The organism is Actinomycetota bacterium (genome assembly GCA_030682655.1).
GTDB lineage: Bacteria > Actinomycetota > Coriobacteriia > Anaerosomatales > JAUXNU01 > JAUXNU01.
Genome location: JAUXNU010000100.1, coordinates 40381 through 47955, shown reverse-complemented (window position 1 = coordinate 47955; position 7575 = coordinate 40381). Strand labels below are relative to the sequence as shown.

Below are 7575 nucleotides of genomic sequence, written 5' to 3'. Positions count from 1 at the left end.
CGGCAGGAAGGTCACCGACAAGGAGATGGACTCCCTGGCCATCGAGCGCAGCGACTTCCACGGAGAATGGAACTACAGCCTCTCGCCGCGCGGCATCCCAACACGTTGACTCGTTCATGTTGTTATGCATAGCGTCCTTAGAGTGTTACTATCAGTTAGGCGTGCGATTGATACTTAGGAGTCCGTGTGAAGAAGAAGACGCTTGAACCCGCCCCCAGAGTTGACCTTGCGAAGACCACTCTCAACCTGAGCGAGGTCATGGGCCTAGCTCAGAATCCTTTGGTGCGAGACGTATTACGGAAGGCGAACAGCGACTACCTGTACTGGGACAAGTTCAAGCATCTCCCCATACCAAAGGGTCTAGACCACAACCTTGCGTGGTTCCTTCTGAAACTGAGCCGAGCACTAGACAGGCGCGACACACCTGTTGTCGACGCGCATGGCCACGTGTTCTCCTACTCGCTTACTCCTGAAGTCCTGAGGTGCTTGCACGTCATCGACCAAAGGGCCGGCGGCACTGTCACGATGGAGAGCGAGGGTATTCCAGCCGAGAACCAGAAGCGCTTCATCGTGAACTCGCTCATGGAGGAGGCAATTGCTTCTAGCCAAATCGAAGGTGCTTCAACGACCACTCGCGTGGCGAAAGACATGCTGCGAACGGGCAGAGAGCCAGCCGACCACGCTGAGCGGATGATTCTGAACAACTACAAGACCATCCAGAAGATGAAGGGCTATCGCGACAAGCCGATAACTCCGCAATTGCTGTGCGAACTGCAAGCATTCATGACCGAGGGAACGTTGGAGCACCCCGAGGACTCGGGCCGCTACCGCACTCGTGAGGACGATGTCGTGGTGGCCGACGAGATTAGACTGGAGATTCTGCACACCCCCCCAGAAGCCTCCCAGATACCCGCGCAACTCCAGGCGTTGTGCGACTACGCAAACAACGAGTCTGGGGACTTCGAGTACCCAGTACTCAAGGCTATCGCTCTCCACTTCTGGTTAGCCTATCTGCATCCGTTCGTTGACGGAAACGGGCGAACAGCACGTGCCCTGTTCTACCTATTCGTGCTGAAGCAGGGGTACTGGTTGTTCGAGTACCTGGCGATTTCGCGGGTGATTCTCGGGAGACGAGGGCAGTACGATAGAGCCTATCTCTACTCGGAGCAGGATGATTGCGACGTGACCTACTTCGTGACGTTCAACCTCCACGCGATCGAGCAGTCCATCACTGAGTTACACGAGTATATCGGTCGCAAGAGCGAAGAAGACGAACGCTTGCAGAGGTCTTTGAAGAGAGATGTCACACTCAATCATCGTCAACGGGCCGTGTTGATTCGTGCACTCAAGGACCCCAGTGTGCAGGTGACAATCGAATCCCATGCGTCATCACATGATGTCGCTTATGCGACCTCTCGTTCCGACTTGTACGCACTGGCTGATAGCGTCTATCTGACCAAGAAGAAGAGCGGGCGGCAGTTCGTATTCACGCCCGCATCCAACCTTCGTGAACTGATACGTGGCAGCCATGTCCCTAAGTGATCTAGAGGGTCACGGGCAAGTGAGGTTTCCAGAAGTTCTGTGAACTGCGGAGACGTCTAAACTATCAGTGTTCTATCAGTTGAAGTACAAGTTGATAGTGGCCAAGTCAGTCAGACGATTGAGATTGGCGGACACTTCGTCTGGGCCCCTGAGCAGGGCAAACACTCCAAGTCTCAGAGTTCTATCATCTTACCGAACTACTGATAGCCTCGACGATGAGCACGAGGAGTCAGTGAACCAGGCTCTTGCGGGTGACTGGCTCCGCAGCATTTCCGCAGCAGCGCGAGACACCGCGTCGATGAAGCACGAGGGGCGGGGAGCGATTCCCCCGCCGACCTCGGTGTTTCGTTGGTGCCCCCGGCAGGATTCGAACCTGCGACACCAGGTTTAGGAAACCTGTGCTCTATCCCCTGAGCTACGAGGGCGTTCTTCCTGCAAGCCATCCCGATCGATCGAACTCGCAGGGCTGAGTAAGGATATCATCGCCCGGCAATCAGCCCAACCGGTCCCCGGAACCCCCTGCGGACCACGCTCAGAGCATCGTCTCCCACCACTGGGCGAGCCGGTCCGCGTGATGACCCCGCACCATCACGATATGGTTTCCGAGCGGCGCGGTGAGCAGGTCTCGCACGTTGCCGCGGGAGAGTGCGATGCGCGCCTGCGTGCGACAGAGGTTCGGTTTGGCGCCGACGTCGGTGAGATCGCCCTCGGCAAGCCAGAGTTCGTCCATCAGCGCGCCGCCGATGCGCAGCAGCGTGACGGGACCCTTCGGCAGCGTGCCCTGGATGCCGACACCGAGGCCGGATTCGAAGTGCGAGCGCAGGGAGTAGCTCTCGACCAGCTTCCGCGGGACCGTGCAATGTGCCAGCCACAGTGCGTTGGCCGCCTCGTCGAGGTCGGAGGGGTTGGCCATCCACGGCACCTCGCCGGTGAGCAGGCTCGCCCACAGCATCCCGACCGTGCTCACGACGTCGCCCTCGCAACCGGCGATCACGCCCGTGTCGGTGAGTTCGGAGAGCGCGAAGCAACCGCTCGTGCCGCGCTGCAGAACGAGGTCGAAGCAGCGCACCGTGAGTGCGTCGAGTCGGCGCGCTTCGACGATGTTGCGCAGCCCAGCATGCACGCGGGCGACCTCTGTCAGATCGGCGGTGGTGGGCTCCGCGCAGGCGGTCGCGCCGCTCGTGAGCGATGTCGCACCCGCCGCCGCCACCTCCTCACCGACTGCCTCGATCGCCGCGGTCAGCTCCTCCATTGCGACTGCCACGATCTCTGGTCCCCACATGTTCGTGACGACCGAGGGTGCCGGTGAGCTTGCCACGAGCCAGTCCGAGGGCGTCCCCACCATCCCGAGGCGTGCTTCGTGGAGTGCGGCGCGGACAACCGCGTCGTGAACCGTGCGGTCGAGTGCCGCCCAGCCACCCTCGTCGCCGACTCCGCGCAGGTAGACGATGCGCCCGGCTGTCCCGTCCTGCTGCAGGCGCGCGAGTATCTCGAGTGCTGCGGGCAGGGAGTTGTTGCCGGGATGGGCGACGAGCAACACGGGCTCACCGAGGACGCTCGCCTCGCGCCGTTCGTGCAACTCCAGTGCCGCTCCCTCGGTGCCGCCCGTGGCGATCAGCAGAAGCAGCGGCAATCGGTCCTCGTAGTCCTCCGCGCCCCGGCGGATGCCGCCCATCGTCTCGAGCCTCTCCGCGTATCCGGATACGACCGACTCGTCCTGGCCAGCTCCCGCAAACGGGGGGAGCACTGGCGTGTACATGAAGCGCGCGGGCATCGACTTCATCTCCTCGGCTTGTCTTGGTGTTTGCGTCCCCGGGGCGGTGGCGGATCAGCAGACCCGGACCCGGAAACCCAACCGCGCCAGAAGCTTTGGCAGATTAAGGAAATGCCTGGAGCTTCCGGAGAGGGCCTTGGTCGGCCTGCCGTTCTCGAGCACATTGATGGGGCGTTCACAGACGTGGATGATTCGCTGCCGCGTTTCCTCGTCGACAGCATCCGAGAACTCCATGGCAATAGGAATGGTCCCACCCTCCCCGTCGGGCTTGTGCCAGGTAAGCAGCACCTGGGGTTCTCCGTCACGGATGAGTTCTATGCTTCTCTTCAGCACGACTAGCCTCCTTGGCGAAAGACCACGACAGCGCCGCAATGCCGTATCGGCAGTGGACCCATACGCGAAGGCTACACCTGCCACGACGCCCAAGGGAAGTGCACTCAGACCCGACAAGCCGGAGGGCTCCGCGAGCGGTTCGAGTAGTCGTATAGCAGCTGTCACCAGCCGACCGGGCGGGATCTGAGCGGCTCTCACGGTACCGTGGCTTCACGCGTATGTTCAAGGCACTATTGACTTGTCGACAACGAAGTGGCCGCTATTCAACCTAGCCTTTGCCAAGAATCACGATACTGTCTATATTCAATCTAGCATTTAGCAAGACAAAGAGGGATGTCGATGACTGAGACGAGATACCGAGCCGGGCGCTACGTTCGCCAACCGCAAGGCTACCTCGCGTTCATTCCGGCGCCTCTGCCACCTCATCCGCCCATCAAGATGGACGATGAGATGGTCGCCTTGTTGTCGGATGCAGATCGCGCACTGGGCCGCCTGGATGGTTCGATACAGACCTTGCCGGACCCGGAGATCTTCGTCTTCATGTACGTACGAAAGGAAGCAGTCCTTTCGAGTCAGATTGAGGGGACGCAGAGCTCCCTGAACGATGTGCTCGAGGCCGAGGCGGCCATAACCGACCCGACACGTCCGCGTGATGTTGACGAGGTGCTGAACTACGTAGATGCCATGAACCATGGCCTTGCGCGTCTGGCAGACCTGCCCGTGTCCACGCGGCTTCTACGGGAGATACACCAGCGCCTACTGCGGGATGTCCGAGGGGCCGAGAAGCATCCCGGCGAACTGCGTTCGACGCAGAACTGGATTGGCGGTGGCGGTGCGACTCTTCGAGAAGCATCGTTCGTTCCGCCGCCCGTTCACGAGCTATCCTCGGCGCTCGCGGATTTCGAGAGGTTCCTGCACTCGGGAGACCCGATCCCGGCGCTCATCAGAATCGGGCTGGCGCACGCGCAGTTCGAGACCATCCACCCGTTCCTTGATGGCAACGGAAGGGTGGGTCGACTACTGATCACCTTCCTGCTGTGTGAGAGAGGAACGTTGATCAAACCCGTCTTGTACATCTCCCACTACTTCAAACGGCACCGTGTGATGTATTACGAACTCCTTCAGAGCATTCGAGACGAGGGAGACTGGGAGAGCTGGCTCAAATTCTTCCTGAGAGGCATGGCGGAGGTATCGAGGGAGGCGACCGAGACCGCTCGCCGCATCGTGGCCCTTCGCGAGGAGCATCGCTCACTCATTGTCGATCAGTTCGGGCGGGTTGTGGGCAACGCCCTCATGGTGCTCGAGCGGTTGTACACTCGGCCTTACGTATCAGTGAACGAGATTGCGCGGATGACGGACGTCAGCTATCCGGCAGCCAGCAGCCTGATGTCGAAGTTCGTGGAGCATGATCTGCTCAACGAGACGACAGGGCGGGCCAGGAACCGAAGGTTCCGATACACGTCCTACATCGACATCTTCGCGGAGGATGAGCGGTAGCGAGAGAGTCCCGCACTTTCGAGAGGTCGTGCGGAGCGCTAGGCGCGCACTCTGTGGCCCTCATCGGCTTGGAGCGGCAGCACCAGCGTGAACGTCGAGCCCTCGCCAGGCGTGCTCTCCAGCTCGACCCGACCGCCGAGGTCTCTTGCCAGATGCCGGGAAACCGACAGACCCAAACCGGTGCCTGTCGGGCTGAGTTCATCGTCGGAGGGCAGCTGGATGAACTCGCCGAAGACCGCGTCCTGCTTCTCGACGGGTATGCCCGGGCCCGTGTCGCACACCGCGAAGCGAACGAGGGAATCGATCGACCACACCCTCAAGCCGATCTCGCCGCGTTCGGTGAACTTGACCGCGTTTCCGAGGAGGTTGAGCAGGATCTGCTCCAGGCCCCGGCTGTCGACAACCATGTGCTCGGGGGCGTCGGAGAGGTCGATCTGGACCTCGAGCCCCTTCTCCTCGGCGAGAGGGCGAATCGTGTCGACGAGGGAAACGACCAGGTCGTGGACCATGCAATCCCGGGAATGGGCGATCGTGAGTCCTGCCTCGACCCGCTGCAGGTCGAGGATGTCGTTGATGAGCGCCAGAAGGTGCCTGCCCGAATGTTGGACCATCTCAAGCTGTTTGTGCTGCTCGTCGGTGAGCGGTCCGGCCAAGCCCTGGAGAATGATACCCGTGAAGCCGAGGATCGAGTTGAGCGGAGTGCGCAGTTCGTGACTCATGTTGGCAAGGGACGAGCTCTTCGCCTGATTCGCCTGCTTCAGCTCGGCATTCAGTCGTTCGAGTTCCGCGTTGGATGTCTGGAGCTCATCGTTCGCCGAATCGAGCTCTGAGTTTGAGGAATCGAGCTCCTCGTTCACCGCCGCCAGCTCTTCGTTGGCAGCCTGCAGTTGCTCCATTGCCGCTTCGAGTTCCTCGGTCCGCTGCCTCACCAGGCCTTTGAGTTGCGTGCGATGCTGGGCCAGCTCATCTTCCTGCGCCTTGCGTTCCGAGATATCGGCATGCGTGCCGATGATTCGCACGGGTGTCCCGTCCTCGCGGCGCTCGACCACGCTGGCGCGCAACAGAACCCACCGCCAAGCACCACCTTGCTCGCGCAGCCGGAACTCGACCGCGACGAACGACGCTCCCCGGGAGAGTGTTTCGAGAGCGCTCTCCGCGTAGGCCAGATCCTCGGAGTGGACGAGCCCACGCCACGCATCCATCGTGGGCGGCCACTCATCGGGCTCGTACCCGAGCATCGTGTAGTAGCGGGAGCTGACGACCATGTTGCCCGTGGAGACGTCGAGGTCCCAAAGAGCGTCGGAGGTCGACTCCACCGCGAGGCGGTACCGCTCCTCGCTCTCTGCAAGCGCATCCTCCGCGTGGGCCCGGGCTCCCTCTGATTCGAGAAGAGACTGGTAGGACCGCGTGTTTTGGCGGTTCCACAGCCAACTCGTGGTTGCCCCGGCGGTGAGCGTCAGGCCGGTCACGATAAGCACGGTAGTAATCCCGAGGGTGCGCAAAGGCCCGTAGACTTCGGCCGCGTCAACCTTTGCGATCACCCACCATGGCAGGTCGGACACTGCTCCTGACGCAGCGATGACGTGTTCGCCGCGGTAGTCTGTCCCTTCCGCCGGGGCCAAGTCGCCAAGGACCGCGCGCGCTGCCGGCAGTGCTTCGACAGTGACAGGCAGCGCGAGCTTGAGGACGGTTCCCTTGCGGTGCCTGAGCTCGCTCAGGTACGCGATCTGGTCTCCGTCGCGCCGTACCAGCAGCGTCTCTCCGGTCTCGCTGGGTACGGGCCACGTGAGAAGCGTCGGATAGAGCTCCTCGGCTGGATCCACGCGGGCGAGCACGAATCCGGGTGGCTCGCCGTCTTCCGAATCCGGATCGGGGGGGATGGGAGCGATGAGGTCAATCATGGGGCGACCCTGAGCGTCGAGATAGAGGCTGCTCGACTTGATCTCATCTGGGGTGGCGGCAGAGGCCACGAGGGCATGGTCCTGCGGGGCAAGAACCATGTCGCCTCCGCGTGTGGCGCTTACGAGCACGCCACCTTCGCGGTCAAGTAGGGCCATGTCGTAGAAGCCGCCCTCGCCCAGGTCGAGATCCAGCCGCGCGCGCATTGCCTGGGTCGATGAAGGCGCACGCTCTCCTGCGATGTAGAGTCGAGCTTCTTCGTCGAAGTAGGAACTGCGTGCGGTTCTGCGCAGCTGGCTTCCGTATCTCCCCATGAGCTTGGACACGCTCTGCGCCTTGAGTTCGGCGATCGTCTCCATCTCGTTGAAGGCCCGTCGCTGGACCTCACCTCGTTGCGCAGCGTAGTACCACGTTGCAGCGCCGACAACGCAGGCTGCGATGAACACGAAACTCAGGAAGTAGGGGGCTCGTCTGGGTCGCTGGACCTTTGGTATCTCGCTGCGTGCAGGCGACATGGGCAGGACTCCTTT

At 61.5% G+C, this 7575-nt stretch carries 5 protein-coding genes and 1 tRNA gene; 2 read left to right on the top strand and 4 right to left on the bottom strand.

What is annotated here, in order from left to right; all coding sequences use genetic code 11:
- Positions 1–186 precede the first annotated feature (186 nt).
- Positions 187–1542, top strand: coding sequence for a Fic family protein (locus Q8K99_05975; GenBank protein ID MDP2182098.1), 1356 nt, complete (start codon positions 187–189; stop codon positions 1540–1542).
- 349 nt (positions 1543–1891) lie between these two features.
- Here Q8K99_05975 and Q8K99_05970 read toward each other — a convergent pair.
- The 3 genes from Q8K99_05970 to Q8K99_05960 form a co-directional block, all read right to left on the bottom strand.
- Positions 1892–1967, bottom strand: a tRNA-Arg gene (locus tag Q8K99_05970).
- A gap of 107 nt (positions 1968–2074) precedes the next feature.
- Positions 2075–3316 (bottom strand): hypothetical protein, encoded by a 1242-nt coding sequence (locus tag Q8K99_05965; protein ID MDP2182097.1) that lies wholly within the window; start codon positions 3314–3316, stop codon positions 2075–2077.
- 54 nt (positions 3317–3370) lie between these two features.
- Positions 3371–3649: a hypothetical protein gene (locus Q8K99_05960; protein ID MDP2182096.1), complete on the bottom strand. Its 279-nt coding sequence runs from the start codon at positions 3647–3649 to the stop codon at positions 3371–3373.
- 339 nt (positions 3650–3988) lie between these two features.
- Between Q8K99_05960 and Q8K99_05955 the strand changes: the two genes are divergently transcribed.
- Entirely contained in the window at positions 3989–5146 is a 1158-nt protein-coding gene (locus Q8K99_05955; GenBank protein ID MDP2182095.1) for a Fic family protein, read from the top strand.
- A gap of 38 nt (positions 5147–5184) precedes the next feature.
- On the opposite strand, the gene Q8K99_05950 is transcribed toward Q8K99_05955, so the two are convergent.
- Positions 5185–7560 carry an ATP-binding protein gene (locus tag Q8K99_05950; GenBank protein ID MDP2182094.1) on the bottom strand — a complete coding sequence of 792 codons (2376 nt, stop codon included), beginning with the start codon at positions 7558–7560 and terminating at the stop codon, positions 5185–5187.
- Positions 7561–7575 lie beyond the last annotated feature (15 nt).

Bases quoted from the DNA above. Each gene is read 5' to 3' on its own strand.
- Q8K99_05955 (MDP2182095.1), top strand. From the start codon at position 3,989: ATGACTGAGACGAGATACCGAGCCGGGCGCTACGTTCGCCAACCGCAA.
- Q8K99_05965 (MDP2182097.1), bottom strand. From the start codon at position 3,316: ATGCCCGCGCGCTTCATGTACACGCCAGTGCTCCCCCCGTTTGCGGGA.
- Q8K99_05950 (MDP2182094.1), bottom strand. From the start codon at position 7,560: ATGTCGCCTGCACGCAGCGAGATACCAAAGGTCCAGCGACCCAGACGA.